Origin of the sequence: Klebsiella sp. WP8-S18-ESBL-06 (assembly GCF_014169755.1) — a bacterium.
GTDB lineage: Bacteria > Pseudomonadota > Gammaproteobacteria > Enterobacterales > Enterobacteriaceae > Kluyvera > Kluyvera ascorbata_B.
The window spans coordinates 3,271,809-3,287,305 of record NZ_AP022256.1 but is presented as its reverse complement, the minus strand read 5'-3'; the positions used below and the strand labels follow the sequence as shown (position 1 = coordinate 3,287,305).

Sequence of the window (15,497 nt, the reverse complement as noted above, 5' to 3'; positions counted from 1 at the left end):
ATAGGCGCGGCAATGTTACATCGCAGAAAAAATAAAGGCGACTTATCGTCGCCTTTTTTACTTTTGTTACTGACTTGTAAAGATTATTTGCAGGCGTCAGCCAGACCGTCGAGGTAGCGTTCTGCGTCCAGCGCTGCCATACAGCCGGTGCCCGCAGAGGTAATTGCCTGACGGTAAATGTGGTCCATGACGTCGCCCGCGGCGAACACGCCAGGTACGCTGGTCTGGGTGGCGTTGCCGTGGATCCCGGACTGCACTTTGATGTAGCCGTTCTCCAGTTCTAACTGACCTTCGAAAATCGCGGTATTCGGGCTATGGCCGATAGCGACAAACAGGCCCGCGACGTCCAGCGACTCAATGTCATCGCTTTCCGTGTGACGCAAACGCAGGCCGCTCACGCCCATTTGATCGCCGGTGACTTCTTCCAGCGTGCGGTGGGTGTGCAGCACGATATTACCGCTTTCCACTTTATCCATCAGACGCTTGATCAGGATTTTTTCCGCACGGAAAGCATCACGACGGTGAATCAGGTGTACTTCCGACGCAATGTTGGACAGATACAGCGCTTCTTCAACGGCGGTATTGCCGCCGCCGATGACCGCCACTTTCTGATTGCGGTAGAAGAAACCATCGCAGGTGGCACAGGCGGAAACGCCGCGCCCTTTGAACGCTTCTTCTGACGGCAGGCCCAGATAGCGGGCAGAAGCGCCGGTCGCGACGATCAGCGCGTCGCAGGTGTACTCGCCGCTGTCGCCGATCAGGCGGAACGGACGGTTTTGCAGATCGACGCTGTGGATATGATCGAAAATAATTTCGGTATCAAATTTGGTCGCATGCTCATGCATACGTTCCATCAGCAGCGGACCCGTCAGATCGTTTGGATCGCCGGGCCAGTTTTCCACTTCTGTGGTGGTGGTCAGCTGACCGCCTTTTTCCAGCCCGGTAATCAGAACCGGTTGCAGGTTTGCGCGTGCAGCATAGACCGCAGCGGTGTATCCCGCAGGTCCAGAACCAAGGATAAGCAGTTTACTGTGTTTGGCCGTGCCCATGAGATCCCCATAATTGTTTGGCAGACATGGTTTGGGATTGTAGGGAATTTGTAGACGTAAAAAAAGAGCACAGCGGTTTTGTTAACGATATGTGCAATAGAGTGAACCGATTGATTGCTTATTTTAACATCAAAAAATATAACTCTTTCTACTGTCCGCTGCCTAATTATAAGACGATTACATGTGAATCAGGCCCCGGTGATAATGAATATCTGGCATGTTGTACTAAAAAAAGATGTTTTGCTTTGACAATCCCCTGTGCTTTTGCGACAACATTCAAGGAAGAAGAAAAGCAGTGTTTCGCGTGCGGTGAATTTTCATGCACACAAATGCCATTTTTACCCGGATCACTGAAATCTACGTATGGTGTGGACAGACACCATACGTGATGTCGGAGAGTTGCCGCGAGGCGCCGGGGCTTCTCATACGCAAACCCTGGGATATACGTCGTTGCAGCAACAATGGCGTATTGAAATCGGGAGAAGGCTCTGAACAGTGAAGTGCACAGAGTCAAGACAGGAGTAGGGAAGGAATACAGAGAGACAATAATAATGGTAGATAGTAAAAAACGCCCTGGCAAAGATCTCGACCGCATCGACCGCAACATTCTCAATGAGCTGCAAAAAGATGGGCGTATTTCGAACGTCGAGCTTTCCAAAAGAGTAGGACTTTCTCCGACCCCGTGCCTTGAGCGCGTACGTCGTCTGGAACGACAAGGGTTTATTCAGGGCTATACCGCGCTGTTGAACCCGCATTATCTGGATGCATCGCTGCTGGTTTTTGTTGAGATTACTCTGAATCGCGGTGCGCCGGACGTGTTTGAACAATTTAACGCCGCCGTGCAAAAACTTGAAGAAATTCAAGAGTGTCACCTGGTATCCGGTGATTTCGACTACCTGTTGAAAACCCGTGTACCGGATATGTCGGCTTACCGTAAGCTTCTTGGCGAGACCCTGCTGCGCCTGCCGGGCGTCAACGACACCCGTACCTACGTCGTGATGGAAGAGGTCAAGCAGAGTAATCGTCTGGTAATTAAGACCCGCTAAAACGGAACAGGTGCAAAATCAGCGTAGTTTGATTACACTCCTGTTAATCCATACAGCAACAGTGTCGGCGCAATCTGACACTGTTGTCCGTTTTAGCATTTGGCACCTGGAGAGCCTTTCTTGAGCCAGGAATATACAGAAGACAAAGAAGTCAAACTCACTAAACTCAGCAGCGGACGCCGGCTCCTTGAGGCGTTACTTCTCCTATGCGCCATTTTTGCCGTTTGGTTAATGGCAGCACTACTGAGCTTCAATCCTTCCGATCCCAGCTGGTCGCAAACGGCCTGGCATGAACCTATCCATAATCTGTGCGGCGCATCCGGCGCATGGCTTGCCGATACGCTGTTCTTTATCTTCGGCGTGATGGCCTACACCATCCCGGTGATTATCGTGGGCGGCTGTTGGTTTGCCTGGCGACACCGTGCCAGCGAAGATTACATCGACTATTTCGCCGTCTCCCTGCGCCTGATTGGCGTGCTGGCGATTATCCTGACCTCCTGCGGCCTGGCCGCTATCAACGCCGATGATATCTGGTACTTTGCTTCCGGAGGCGTGATTGGCAGCCTGCTCAGCACGGCGCTACAGCCGATGCTGCACAGCAGCGGCGGCACCATTGCGCTGTTGTGTATCTGGGCTGCGGGTCTGACGCTGTTTACCGGCTGGTCATGGGTGAGCATTGCCGAGAAAATGGGCAGCTGGATACTGAATATCCTCACCTTTGCCAGTAACCGTACGCGTCGCGATGATACCTGGGTTGATGAAGATGAATACGACGACGAAGACGAGTACGAGGATGAAGGTGAGCCTGCGCGCAAAGCCGTGCATGAATCCCGCCGCGCTCGTATCCTGCGCGGTGCGCTGGCCCGCCGTAAACGCATAGCCGAAAAATTCTCTAATCCGATGGGGCGCAAGACCGACGAAGCGCTCTTTTCCGGCCGCAGAATGGATGAGCCGGAAGCGGCGTCGCACTATGTCGCCGCAGTGGATCCTGATGACGTTCTTTTCTCCGGCGCCAGCGCAGCACGCGCGACGGAGTACGATGAATACGACCCGCTGCTGAACGGACATTCAGTGGCCGATCCGCTGTCTGCCGCAGCCGCTGCGGCATCGACACCAGCATGGGCCGCTGACCCGATGCAGACTGCAGCGCCTGCTGCCGAGCAACCTGGCGTTGAGTGGCAGTCTGTTCCCCATCCCGTTGCCGCGGAGCCGGTGATTGCGCCCGCGCCAGAGGGTTGGCCGCCAGCGCAGCAGCCTGTTTATGCCGACCCGCTGTTGGCACAACCGCAGCAGCCTGTTTATGCCGACCCGCTGTTGGCACAACCGCAGCAGCCTGTTTATGCCGACCCGCAGTACGCGCAGCCGCAGCAGCCTGTTTATGCAGAATCGCAGTACGCGCAGCCGCAGCAGCATGATTATGTGGACCCGCTTTTCGCGCAGCCGCAGCAGCCCGCTTATGCAGAACCGCAGTACGCGCAGCCGCAGCAGCCTGCTTATGCAGAACCGCAGTATGCGCAGCCGCAGCAGTCTGCTTATGCCGATCCGCAGTACGCGCAGCCGCAGCAGCCTGCTTATGCAGAACCGCAGTACGCGCAGCCGCAGCAGCCTGTTTATGCAGAGCCACAGTACGCGCAGCCGCCTCAGCCCGCTTATGCCGAGCCACAGTACGCGCAGCCGCCGCAGCCGGTTTACGAGGAGCCGCAGTATATCGCTCAGCCTGAGCCGACACCTGTCGCTGAGCCAGAGCCGGTTGTGGAAGAAGAGGTTAAACCCGCACATCGCCCACCGCTTTACTACTTCGAAGAAGTGGAAGAAAAACGTGCGCGCGAGCGTGAGCAACTGGCGGCATGGTATCAGCCTATCCCTGAGCCTTTAGCGCCGGTAGAAGCGCGCGCGGCGTCAATGCCTGCTGCCTCAACGCCAGTGTCGATCCCTGAGCCAACAGCGCCGGTTGCCCCGGTGGCGGCGAGCGTTCGCCATGCGGCCGTTGCTGCGGGTGCCGCTGCGACAGCCGCGGCCTCAGCGCCGCTGTTTAGCCCGGCAGAAGGCCCGCGCCCGCAGGTGAAAGAGGGCATTGGCCCGAAACTGCCGCGTCCGAATCGCGTTCGCGTGCCGACTCGCCGTGAACTGGCATCCTACGGAATTAAGCTGCCTTCGCAGCGGATGGCCGAAGAGCGCGCCGCGCGTGAAGCCGAGCGCTATCAGCATGACGATCATACCCCGCTCAGCGATGAAGAAGCCGATGCGCTCGAGCAGGATGCGCTGGCACGCCAGTTTGCTGCCTCCCAGCAACAACGCTACGGCGAAGCGCACGTCGAAGAGGATGTCGTCGCGGAAGAGGATGCTGACGCGGTCGCTGAAGCCGAGCTGGCGCGCCAGTTTGCGGCTTCGCAACAGACTCGCTATGCCAGCGAACAGCCGGAAGGCGCTCATCCGTTCTCCCTCGATGATTTCGAATTTTCGCCAATGAAAACGCTGGTGGACGATACGCCAAAAGCGCCGCTCTTTACCCCTGGCGTGATGCCGGAGCCTGCGACACCGCAGCCTCAGCAATACGCGCAGCCGCAGGCGACGCAGCATGCGCAGAGCGTCCATCAGCCTCAGTATGGGCAGCCGCAGACGCCGCAGTATGCTCAGCCGCAGCAGGCACCTCAATATGCAGCGCAGCAGCCGCAGGTTCAGCAGCCGCAGTACGTGCCGCCGCAGCCGGCAACACCGCCGCAGGAAAGCCTGATTCACCCGCTGCTGATGCGTAACGGCGACGACCGTCCTCTGCAAAAGCCGACGACACCGCTGCCGTCGCTGGATCTCTTGACCCCACCGCCGACGGAAGTCGAGCCGGTAGACACCTTCGCGCTGGAGCAGATGGCGCGCCTGGTCGAAACTCGCCTGGCGGATTATCGTATTAAGGCCGATGTGGTGAACTACTCGCCGGGCCCGGTTATCACCCGCTTCGAGCTGAATCTGGCGCCTGGCGTGAAGGCGGCACGAATTTCTAACCTGTCTCGTGACCTGGCGCGATCGCTGTCGACCGTGGCGGTGCGCGTGGTGGAAGTGATCCCTGGCAAGCCTTATGTTGGCCTGGAACTGCCGAACAAAAAGCGTCAGACCGTGTACCTGCGTGAAGTGCTGGACTGCGATAAATTCCGCGATAACCCGTCGCCGCTGACCGTGGTGCTGGGTAAAGACATCGCCGGGGAGCCGGTGGTGGCCGATCTGGCGAAAATGCCGCACCTGCTGGTGGCCGGTACTACCGGTTCCGGTAAGTCGGTCGGCGTCAACGCCATGATCCTCAGTATGCTCTACAAAGCGCAGCCGGAAGACGTGCGTTTCATCATGATCGACCCGAAAATGCTGGAGCTGTCGGTCTATGAGGGGATTCCGCACCTGCTGACGGAAGTGGTCACTGATATGAAAGACGCCGCAAACGCCCTGCGCTGGAGCGTCAACGAAATGGAACGTCGCTACAAGCTGATGTCGGCGCTGGGTGTGCGAAACCTTGCTGGTTATAACGAAAAAATTGCCGAAGCCGCTCGTATGGGGCGTCCGATTCCGGATCCTTACTGGAAGCCGGGTGACAGTATGGACGCCACCCATCCGGTGCTGGAAAAACTGCCGTACATCGTGGTGCTGGTTGATGAATTTGCCGACCTGATGATGACCGTCGGTAAAAAAGTGGAAGAGCTGATTGCACGTCTGGCACAGAAAGCACGTGCGGCGGGTATCCATCTCGTTCTGGCGACCCAGCGTCCGTCGGTGGATGTGATCACCGGCCTCATCAAAGCTAACATTCCGACGCGTATTGCGTTTACCGTGTCCAGTAAAATCGACTCCCGTACCATCCTCGATCAGGGCGGTGCGGAATCCCTGTTGGGGATGGGCGATATGCTATACGCCGCGCCTAACTCAAATACGCCGATTCGCGTTCACGGCGCGTTTGTTCGCGACCAGGAAGTGCATGCGGTGGTTCAGGACTGGAAAGCACGCGGTCGTCCGCAGTATATCGACGGCATCACCTCCGACAGCGAAAGCGAAGGCGGCGGCGGTGGCTTTGACGGCGGCGAGGAGTTAGATCCGCTGTTCGATCAGGCGGTCAACTTTGTTACCCAGAAACGTAAAGCGTCTATCTCTGGCGTTCAGCGCCAGTTCCGTATCGGCTACAACCGTGCGGCGCGCATTATCGAACAGATGGAAGCGCAGGGGATTGTCAGCGAACAGGGGCACAACGGCAACCGTGAGGTGCTTGCGCCGCCGCCGTTCGATTGATTGCAAAGATGGGTAAATAAGTCAAAATTCAGTATTTTCTTCTGTCGCCGCTCATAATGACGTTTTAGAGTGAGTGACAGAAGCTCTCCTGGCGGGAGCATGAGGCTATTTAAGGAAATAACAATGAAAAAGATCGCGATCACGTGTGCATTACTTTCCAGCTTTGTTGTCAGCAGCGTATGGGCTGATGCCGCCGGTGACCTGAAAAACCGTCTGGATAAAGTCAGCAGCTTCCACGCCAGCTTCACGCAAAAAGTCACCGATGGCAGCGGTAATGCGGTGCAGGATGGTCAGGGCGATCTGTGGGTGAAACGCCCGAATCTGTTCAACTGGCATATGACGCAGCCGGATGAAAGCATTCTGGTTTCTGACGGTAAAACCCTGTGGTTCTACAACCCGTTCGTCGAGCAGGCGACCGCGACCTGGCTGAAAGACGCTACCGGCAATACGCCGTTTATGCTGATTGCCCGTAACCAGGCCAGCGACTGGCAGCAATATAACATTCAGCAAAATGGCGATGATTTTGTGTTAACGCCGCGCGGCAACAACGGTAACCTGAAGAAATTCACCATCAACGTTGGCCGCGATGGCACCATCCATCAGTTCAGCGCCATCGAGCAGGACGATCAGCGTAGCAGTTATCAGCTGAAATCGCAGCAGAACGGCTCGGTGGATGCCTCCAAATTCACCTTTACGCCGCCGCAGGGCGTGACGGTGGACGATCAGCGTAAGTAAGAGGTCGGCGTGAGCAACCTGTCGCTCGATTTTTCAGAGAATACGTTTCAACCTCTGGCCGCGCGTATGCGGCCAGAGAACTTAGCGCAGTACATCGGCCAGCAACACCTGCTGGCTGCCGGTAAGCCGCTGCCGCGAGCCATTGAGGCGGGGCATCTGCACTCGATGATCCTCTGGGGGCCGCCTGGCACCGGCAAAACCACGCTGGCGGAAGTGATTGCTCGCTACGCGAATGCCGACGTCGAGCGAATTTCTGCCGTTACCTCCGGGGTGAAAGAGATCCGTGAAGCGATTGAACGCGCGCGGCAGAACCGCAATGCCGGGCGTCGCACTATTCTGTTCGTTGACGAAGTTCACCGCTTCAATAAAAGCCAGCAGGATGCGTTTCTGCCGCATATTGAGGACGGCACCATCACCTTCATTGGTGCAACCACGGAAAACCCCTCGTTTGAACTGAACTCGGCGCTGCTTTCCCGGGCGCGCGTTTATCTGCTGAAATCGCTCACCACCGAGGATATTGAGCAAGTGCTCACTCAGGCGATGGAAGATAAGGCGCGCGGCTACGGCGGGCAGGATATTGTCCTGCCGGACGAAACCCGGCGGGCGATTGCGGAGCTGGTTAACGGTGATGCGCGTAGAGCGCTGAATACGCTGGAAATGATGGCCGATATGGCCGAGCTTGACGAGGCGGGTAAGCGCGTACTCCAGCCGCAGCTACTGACCGAAATTGCCGGTGAACGCAGCGCCCGTTTTGATAACAAAGGCGACCGTTTCTACGATCTGATTTCCGCGCTCCACAAGTCGGTGCGCGGCAGCGCGCCGGATGCGGCGCTGTATTGGTATGCGCGCATTATCAGCGCCGGAGGCGATCCGCTGTACGTTGCGCGCCGCTGCCTGGCGATTGCTTCCGAAGATGTCGGCAACGCCGATCCGCGCGCGATGCAGGTTGCGATTTCAGCCTGGGACTGCTTCACCCGCGTTGGCCCGGCCGAAGGCGAAAGAGCCATTGCGCAGGCCATTGTTTACCTTGCCTGTGCGCCGAAAAGCAACGCCGTGTACACCGCGTTTAAAGCGGCGATGGCCGATGCGCGTGAACGCCCGGATTACGACGTACCGGTGCATCTGCGCAATGCGCCGACCAAACTGATGAAAGAGATGGGCTACGGGCAAGAGTATCGCTACGCCCACGATGAACCGAACGCTTACGCCGCCGGTGAAGAGTATTTCCCCAGCGAAATGGCGCAAACTCGCTACTATCACCCGACCAATCGGGGTCTTGAAGGCAAGATTGGCGAAAAGCTCGCCTGGCTCGCTGAACAGGATCAAAATAGCCGCACAAAACGCTACCGCTAGCGCAGGCGTTGCGGTAATGTTGTCAACGTACCTCTGCGACCGCGGGCTGTGGTCGCATACTCCACTTTCAATTCGATAAGCATAGGATAAGCATGCTCGATCCCAATCTGCTGCGTACAGAGCCAGACGCAGTCGCAGAAAAACTGGCACGCCGGGGCTTTAAGCTGGATGTAGATAAACTTCGCGCTCTCGAAGAGCGTCGTAAAGTGCTGCAGGTAGAAACTGAAAATCTGCAGGCAGAGCGTAACTCGCGATCGAAATCCATCGGCCAGGCGAAAGCACGCGGGGAAGATATTGAGCCTTTACGCCTGGAAGTGAACAAGCTCGGCGAACAGCTGGATGCCGCGAAATCCGAACTGGACGTTCTGCTGGCAGAGATTCGCGATATCGCGCTGACCATCCCGAACATCCCGCACGACGACGCACCGATCGGTCGAGACGAAAACGACAACGTTGAAGTCTCCCGTTGGGGCACGCCGCGTGAATTTGATTTCGAGATCCGCGATCATGTGACGCTGGGTGAAATGCACAGCGGCCTCGACTTTGCTGCCGCCGTTAAGCTGACCGGTTCACGTTTCGTCGTGATGAAAGGCCAGATCGCCCGTATGCACCGTGCGCTGTCGCAGTTCATGCTGGATCTGCACACCGAACAGCATGGCTATAGCGAAAACTATGTGCCTTACCTGGTCAACCAGGACACCCTGTACGGTACCGGGCAACTGCCGAAATTTGCCGGTGACCTGTTCCATACTCGTCCGCTGGAAGAAGAAGCTGACAGCAGCAACTATGCGCTGATCCCAACGGCGGAAGTGCCGCTGACTAACCTCGTTCGCGATGAAATCATCGACGAAGACGATCTGCCGATCAAAATGACCGCACACACGCCGTGCTTCCGCTCTGAAGCGGGTTCCTACGGTCGTGACACGCGTGGTCTGATCCGTATGCACCAGTTCGACAAAGTTGAAATGGTACAGATCGTTCGTCCGGAAGATTCTATGGCGGCGCTGGAAGAAATGACCGGTCACGCAGAAAAAGTCCTGCAGCTGCTGGGTCTGCCATACCGTAAAATCATCCTGTGTACCGGTGACATGGGCTTCGGTGCCTGCAAAACCTATGACCTCGAAGTCTGGGTTCCGGCGCAGAATACCTACCGCGAGATCTCCTCTTGCTCTAACGTCTGGGATTTCCAGGCGCGCCGCATGCAGGCTCGCTGCCGCAGCAAGTCCGATAAGAAAACCCGTCTGGTCCATACCCTCAACGGTTCTGGGCTGGCGGTAGGGCGTACGCTGGTTGCCGTGCTGGAAAACTACCAGCAGGCTGATGGCCGCATTGAAGTACCAGAGGTGCTGCGTCCATATATGAACGGTCTGGAATTTATCGGTTAATCCTCGACTGTTTCACAAAAAAAGCGCCGCAAGGCGCTTTTTTTATATCCCTATTGATACCGAACAATACCTCTCCTGGTAGAACGTTTAATACTCCCTTCGAACTAGCAATAGCATAAAACACTATAATAATAGCAATTCGTTATATAAGAATCTATATAGCGAAACTTTCAATGTCAGCAACGAAGTGAGTATCCATGAAAACTGAAACCCCCGATGCTTTACTGGCAGCCGAGGTCAGCCGTCGTGGTTTAATGAAAACCACGGCCATTAGCGGCCTGGCGATGGCCAGCGGTGCTTTTACGCTCCCGTTTAGCCGTATCGTTAATGCTGCCGAAGCGCTGGACCCGGCAACGGCAGCGGAACGCGTCACCTGGAGTGCGTGCACGGTAAACTGTGGAAGCCGCTGCCCGCTGCGCATGCATGTTGTCGATGGCGAGATTAAGTACGTAGAAACCGATAATACCGGCGATGATAACTACGACGGGCTGCACCAGGTTCGTGCCTGCCTGCGCGGGCGTTCAATGCGTCGCCGCGTCTACAACCCGGATCGCTTGAAATACCCAATGAAGCGGGTAGGCAAACGTGGTGAAGGTAAATTCGAGCGTATTAGCTGGGAAGAAGCCTTTGATACTATTGCCGATAATATGAAACGCTTGATCAAAGATTACGGCAATGAATCGATTTATCTCAACTATGGCACCGGTACCCTGGGAGGAACGTTAACCCGCTCCTGGCCGCCGGGCAAAACGCTGATTGCGCGCCTGATGAACTGCTGCGGCGGATATCTGAACCATTACGGCGACTACTCCTCTGCGCAGATTGCTGCGGGCCTGAACTATACCTACGGCGGCTGGGCTGACGGCAACAGCCCGTCCGATATCGAAAACAGCCAACTGGTGGTGCTGTTTGGTAACAACCCTGGCGAAACGCGCATGAGCGGCGGCGGGGTGACTTACTATCTGGAGCAGGCGCGGCAGAAATCGAATGCGCGCATGATCATTGTCGATCCGCGCTATACCGATACCGGGGCAGGCCGCGAAGATGAATGGATCCCGATTCGTCCGGGTACCGATGCGGCGCTGGTTTCCGCGCTGGCGTGGGTGATGATCACCGAAAATCTGGTCGATCAGCCGTTCCTCGATAAATACTGCGTGGGTTACGACGAAAAAACGCTACCGGAAGGCGCGCCGGCCAATGGCCACTACAAGGCTTATATTCTGGGTCAGGGTAGTGATGGCACGGCAAAAACGCCGGAATGGGCATCGACGATTACCGGTATTCCGGCCGAGCGCATTGTCAAACTAGCGCGTGAAATCGCCACCGCAAAGCCCGCTTATATCTCTCAGGGATGGGGGCCGCAGCGTCACGCGAACGGCGAAATCGTGACCCGTGCCATTTCTATGCTGTCCATTCTGACCGGCAACGTGGGCATTCACGGCGGTAACAGCGGGGCGCGTGAAGGCTCCTATGAAGTGCCGTTTGAGCGTATGCCAACGCTGGAAAACCCCGTTCAAACCAGCATCTCTATGTTCATGTGGACTGATGCGATCGTTCGCGGCCCGGAAATGACGGCCCTGCGTGACGGCGTGCGTGGCAAAGATAAGCTGGACGTACCGATCAAAATGATCTGGAACTATGCCGGTAACTGCCTGATTAACCAGCACTCTGAGATAAACCGCACCCATGAAATCCTGCAGGATGACAAGAAGTGCGAAATGATAGTGGTCATCGACTGCCACATGACCTCGTCGGCGAAGTATGCCGATATCCTGCTGCCGGACTGCACGGCATCCGAACAGATGGACTTCGCGCTGGATGCATCCTGCGGCAACATGTCTTACGTCATCTTCACCGATCAGGTGATTAAGCCGCGCTTCGAGTGTAAGACGATTTACGACATGACGACCGAGCTGGCTAAACGCATGGGCGTTGAGCAGCAGTTTACCGAAGGGCGCACGCAGGAAGGATGGATGCGTCATCTGCACGAACTTTCCCGCCAGGCAGTGCCTGAGCTGCCGGACTTCGATACGTTCCGCAAGCAGGGCATCTTCAAGCAGCGCGATCCGGAAGGGCATCACGTGGCGTATAAAGCGTTCCGTGAAGACCCACAGGCCAATCCGCTAACTACGCCGTCGGGCAAAATTGAGATCTACTCGCAGGAGCTGGCGAAAATCGCTGCCACCTGGGAACTGGCGGAAGGTGATGTTATCGATCCGTTACCGATCTACACACCGGGCTTTGAAAACTACAACGATCCGCTAGCTGAGAAGTATCCGCTGCAGATGACCGGCTTCCACTATAAAGCACGCGTTCACTCCACCTATGGCAACGTTGACGTGCTGAAGGCGGCCTGCCGTCAGGAAATGTGGATTAATCCGCTGGATGCGAAAAAACGCGGCATCGCCAACGGCGATCGCGTGCGCATCTTTAACGATCGTGGGGAAGTGCATATTGAAGCTAAGGTCACACCGCGCATGATGCCGGGTATCGTGGCGCTGGGCGAGGGGGCATGGTATGACCCGGATGCCAAGCGTATTGACCAGGCGGGCAGCATTAACGTGCTGACCACGCAGCGCCCGTCGCCGCTGGCGAAAGGCAATCCATCGCACACGAACCTTGTTCAGGTCGAGAAGGTGCAAGGAGTAACCGATGACCACCCAATATGGCTTTTTTATTGATTCGGCACGCTGCACCGGCTGTAAAACCTGTGAACTGGCGTGTAAAGATTACAAAGACTTAACCCCGGACGTCAGCTTCCGCCGTATTTATGAATACGCCGGCGGCGACTGGCAGGAAGATAACGGCGTCTGGCATCAGAACGTCTTTGCCTATTACCTGTCCATCGCCTGCAACCACTGTGAAGATCCGGCCTGTACTAAAGTGTGTCCGAGCGGCGCGATGCATAAACGAGAAGACGGCTTTGTGGTCGTTGACGAAGACGTCTGCATCGGCTGTCGCTACTGCCATATGGCCTGCCCGTACGGTGCCCCACAGTACAATGCGGCAAAAGGCCACATGACCAAGTGCGACGGCTGCCACGAACGCGTGGCGGAAGGCAAAAAACCGATCTGCGTCGAGTCCTGCCCGCTGCGCGCGCTGGACTTCGGGCCGATTGAAGAGCTTCGCCAGAAGCACGGGCAGCTGGCGGCCGTTGCGCCGCTGCCGTCGGCGCACTTTACCAAGCCGAGCATTGTGATTAAACCTAACGCCAATGCACGTCCGTGCGGCGATACCACTGGCTACCTGGCCAACCCGAAGGAGGTGTGAGATGGGAAGTGGATGGCATGAATGGCCGCTGATGATCTTCACGGTCTTTGGGCAGTGCGTTGCCGGCGGATTTATCGTCCTGGCGCTGGCGCTGATGAAAGGGCAGCTGGCGCGCGAGCAGCAGCAGCGCGTGGTGCTGAGTATGTTCGCTTTGTGGGGGCTGATGGGCATTGGTTTTATCGCCTCGACGCTGCACCTCGGCTCGCCGATGCGCGCATTTAACTCGCTTAACCGCGTGGGGGCCTCGTCGTTGAGCAACGAGATTGCCAGCGGCGCGATTTTCTTCGCCGTGGGGGGCATTGGCTGGCTGCTGGCCGTCACCAATAAGCTCTCCTGCGCGCTGCGTAGCGTCTGGCTGGTGGTGACGATGGTGCTGGGTGTGGTCTTCGTGTGGATGATGGTGCGTGTGTATAACACCATCGATACCGTACCGACCTGGTATAGCATCTGGACGCCGCTGAGCTTCTTCCTGACGCTGTTTATCGGCGGTCCGCTGCTCGGCTATCTGCTGCTGCGCTGGGCGGGTGTCGAAGGCTGGGCGCTGCGTCTGCTGCCGGTGGTGAGCCTGGCTGCGCTGGGCGTTAGCGCGATTGTTTCGCTGATGCAGGGCGTTGAGCTGGCTTCAATCCATAGCTCAATCCAGCAGGCTTCCGCACTGGTCCCGAACTACGGCTCCCTGATGGCGTGGCGCGTTGCGGCCATTGCGCTGGCGCTGGTGTGCTGGGTGGTGCCGCAGCTTAAGGGCTACCAGCCGGCGCTGCCGCTGTTGAGTCTGGCATTTGTGCTGGTGCTGGTCGGCGAATTGATCGGCCGTGGCGTCTTCTACGGTCTGCATATGACCGTCGGGATGGCGGTCGCCAGCTAAATAAAACGTGCCGGGGCTGCCTCGCCCTGGCACTTTTTGTTCATGAATTTTTTCAACTGAACCCTTTCCATTTATTCCTTTCATTTTCAGTAAAAACAATCAGATAGATTTGATGAATGTCGTTATGCCGCTGCGCTGAATAAGAAACATCAATCGTGGTGCCAGAAAGCCGCTTCCGACACAAATCAGGTGGATTGACAATGTTTTTAGCAGTGGCATGATGCGCTCGAAATCTGTCTATCCTCACGGTTTTTAGCCCATGTCCACCTATACCCGCCCAGTGCTGTTATTGCTCTGTGGCCTTTTGTTATTGACGCTGGCGATCGCGGTACTCAACACGCTCGTCCCGCTCTGGCTCGCCCATGAAAATCTGCCAACCTGGCAGGTTGGGATGGTTGGTTCATCCTATTTCACCGGTAACCTAGTGGGTACGATGCTGACCGGGCGTCTGATTAAGCGTCTTGGCTTTAACTTCAGCTACTATATTGCGTCGCTTATCTTCGCCGCGGGCTGCGTGGGGCTGGGCTTTATGGTGGGCTTCTGGAGCTGGATGTTCTGGCGTTTTATCGCCGGCGTCGGCTGCGCCATGATTTGGGTGGTGGTGGAAAGCGCGCTGATGTGCAGTGGTACTTCGCGCAATCGCGGGCGTCTGCTGGCGGCCTACATGATGATGTATTACATCGGTACCGTGCTCGGCCAGCTTATCGTGAGTAAACTACCGACCGATTTGGCGACCATTCTGCCGCTGATGACCGGCGTTATCCTGGCCGGTATTCTGCCGCTGCTGTTTACCCGTATCCTGAACCAGAAAGATGAACAGCAGGACGCCAACGCGCGCGTCTGGCCAATGTTCAAGCTGCGTCAGGCGCGACTTGGGGTGAATGGCTGTATTATTTCCGGCATCGTGCTGGGCTCGCTGTACGGGCTGATGCCGCTGTATTTAAACCACCGTGGCGTCAGCGATTCCGGTATCGGTTTTTGGATGGCGGTGATGGTCAGCGCCGGTATTTTGGGTCAATGGCCAATAGGCCGTCTGGCGGATCGCTTTGGTCGTTTGCTGGTACTGCGCGTGCAGGTATTTGTGGTGATTGTCGGCTGTCTGGGGATGCTAAGCCAGGCAATGATGGCACCGGCGCTGTTTATCCTTGGTGCCGCCGGTTTTACGCTCTATCCGGTGGCGATGGCCTGGGCCTGTGAGAAGGTCGAGCACCACCAGTTGGTGTCAATGAATCAGGCGCTGCTGCTAAGCTACACCATCGGCAGCCTGGTAGGGCCTACGCTGACCGCCATGCTGATGCAAAGCTACTCAGATAACCTGCTGTTTATCATGATTGCCGGGGTGTCGTTCGTCTACCTGATGATGCTGCTGCGCAAAGCCGGGCATCATCCAACCCCGGTTGCCCACGCCTGATGCGCTGGCGCGAGCGCGCCTCTTGATTTTTTCGTCGCCTGTCGTGCCGAGACAGACAACAAAAAACCCGACTTAGCGTCGGGTTTTTCGTCATCAGCATTGTCAGGCCAGGTATAG

At 56.7% G+C, this 15,497-nt stretch carries 10 protein-coding genes; 9 read left to right on the top strand and 1 reads right to left on the bottom strand.

Going from position 1 to position 15,497, the window contains the following annotated elements; all coding sequences use genetic code 11:
* Positions 1–83: 83 nt before the first annotated feature.
* On the bottom strand, positions 84–1,049 hold the full coding sequence (trxB, locus tag H7R76_RS15730) for a thioredoxin-disulfide reductase (RefSeq protein ID WP_182965752.1): 966 nt from the start codon (positions 1,047–1,049) through the stop codon (positions 84–86).
* 551 nt (positions 1,050–1,600) lie between these two features.
* On the opposite strand from trxB, the gene lrp reads away from it, so the two are divergent.
* From lrp to H7R76_RS15685, 9 genes are all read left to right on the top strand, one after another.
* On the top strand, positions 1,601–2,095 hold the full coding sequence (gene lrp, locus H7R76_RS15725) for a leucine-responsive transcriptional regulator Lrp (protein WP_000228469.1): 495 nt from the start codon (positions 1,601–1,603) through the stop codon (positions 2,093–2,095).
* Between the two features lie 120 nt (positions 2,096–2,215).
* The gene (gene ftsK, locus H7R76_RS15720) at positions 2,216–6,361 is read left to right on the top strand and encodes a DNA translocase FtsK (RefSeq protein WP_182965750.1); all 4,146 of its coding nucleotides are present in this window, start codon (positions 2,216–2,218) and stop codon (positions 6,359–6,361) included.
* Positions 6,362–6,484: 123 nt separating this feature from the next.
* Positions 6,485–7,096, top strand: coding sequence for an outer membrane lipoprotein periplasmic chaperone LolA (lolA, locus tag H7R76_RS15715; protein WP_182965748.1), 612 nt, complete (start codon positions 6,485–6,487; stop codon positions 7,094–7,096).
* A 9-nt stretch (positions 7,097–7,105) separates the two neighbouring features.
* The gene (rarA, locus tag H7R76_RS15710; RefSeq protein ID WP_182965746.1) at positions 7,106–8,449 is read left to right on the top strand and encodes a replication-associated recombination protein RarA; all 1,344 of its coding nucleotides are present in this window, start codon (positions 7,106–7,108) and stop codon (positions 8,447–8,449) included.
* Between the two features lie 92 nt (positions 8,450–8,541).
* Positions 8,542–9,834: a serine--tRNA ligase gene (serS, locus tag H7R76_RS15705; RefSeq protein ID WP_106924449.1), complete on the top strand. Its 1,293-nt coding sequence runs from the start codon at positions 8,542–8,544 to the stop codon at positions 9,832–9,834.
* Positions 9,835–10,031: 197 nt separating this feature from the next.
* Positions 10,032–12,515, top strand: coding sequence for a dimethylsulfoxide reductase subunit A (gene dmsA, locus H7R76_RS15700; RefSeq protein WP_182965744.1), 2,484 nt, complete (start codon positions 10,032–10,034; stop codon positions 12,513–12,515).
* A complete protein-coding gene (locus tag H7R76_RS15695; RefSeq protein ID WP_182929191.1) occupies positions 12,487–13,104 on the top strand; it encodes a DMSO/selenate family reductase complex B subunit in 618 nt (205 codons plus the stop codon). Before dmsA ends, H7R76_RS15695 begins: the two co-directional genes overlap by 29 nt.
* Before the next feature lies 1 nt (position 13,105).
* The gene (locus H7R76_RS15690; protein WP_182965742.1) at positions 13,106–13,969 is read left to right on the top strand and encodes a dimethyl sulfoxide reductase anchor subunit family protein; all 864 of its coding nucleotides are present in this window, start codon (positions 13,106–13,108) and stop codon (positions 13,967–13,969) included.
* Positions 13,970–14,228: 259 nt separating this feature from the next.
* Positions 14,229–15,380 carry an MFS transporter gene (locus H7R76_RS15685; protein WP_106928849.1) on the top strand — a complete coding sequence of 384 codons (1,152 nt, stop codon included), beginning with the start codon at positions 14,229–14,231 and terminating at the stop codon, positions 15,378–15,380.
* Positions 15,381–15,497: the final 117 nt, after the last annotated feature.

Bases quoted from the DNA above. Each gene is read 5' to 3' on its own strand.
- H7R76_RS15690 (WP_182965742.1), top strand. From the start codon at position 13,106: ATGGGAAGTGGATGGCATGAATGGCCGCTGATGATCTTCACGGTCTTT.
- H7R76_RS15685 (WP_106928849.1), top strand. From the start codon at position 14,229: ATGTCCACCTATACCCGCCCAGTGCTGTTATTGCTCTGTGGCCTTTTG.
- dmsA (WP_182965744.1), top strand. From the start codon at position 10,032: ATGAAAACTGAAACCCCCGATGCTTTACTGGCAGCCGAGGTCAGCCGT.
- lolA (WP_182965748.1), top strand. From the start codon at position 6,485: ATGAAAAAGATCGCGATCACGTGTGCATTACTTTCCAGCTTTGTTGTC.
- serS (WP_106924449.1), top strand. From the start codon at position 8,542: ATGCTCGATCCCAATCTGCTGCGTACAGAGCCAGACGCAGTCGCAGAA.
- trxB (WP_182965752.1), bottom strand. From the start codon at position 1,049: ATGGGCACGGCCAAACACAGTAAACTGCTTATCCTTGGTTCTGGACCT.
- H7R76_RS15695 (WP_182929191.1), top strand. From the start codon at position 12,487: ATGACCACCCAATATGGCTTTTTTATTGATTCGGCACGCTGCACCGGC.
- lrp (WP_000228469.1), top strand. From the start codon at position 1,601: ATGGTAGATAGTAAAAAACGCCCTGGCAAAGATCTCGACCGCATCGAC.